This window comes from Streptomyces sp. P17, assembly GCF_032436805.1.
Taxonomy (GTDB): Bacteria; Actinomycetota; Actinomycetes; order Streptomycetales; family Streptomycetaceae; genus Streptomyces.
In genome coordinates, this window is record NZ_JAVRBF010001010.1 from 1 (window position 1) to 262 (window position 262).

1 protein-coding gene is annotated in these 262 nt (G+C 62.2%); it reads left to right on the top strand.

What is annotated here, in order from left to right; translation table 11 throughout:
- The coding region (locus RMT89_RS43760; RefSeq protein WP_315889322.1) for a helix-turn-helix domain-containing protein at positions 1 to 194 on the top strand (194 nt) is incomplete at its 5' end.
- Positions 195 to 262 lie beyond the last annotated feature (68 nt).

The window sequence follows — 262 nt, forward strand, 5'->3', positions numbered from 1 at the left end:
TCTCGTCGTCGGCCGGCGCGGAAACGCAAGGCATCGTCGCGGAGGACCTGCCGGCAGCGCTCGAGCAACACGAGCGCAAAATGATCACCACAGCCCTCGCCCAAAGCGGCGGCAATCGAACAGAGGCCGCCCGAAAGCTCGGGATACACCGCCAGCTGCTGCATACCAAGATGACGAAGTACGGGCTCACCTGACGTTGCCAAACGCAAGAAAGAGACATCGTTCCCCCTTCGTCATCTAGGGGAGCAGGTCCTCCGAGACG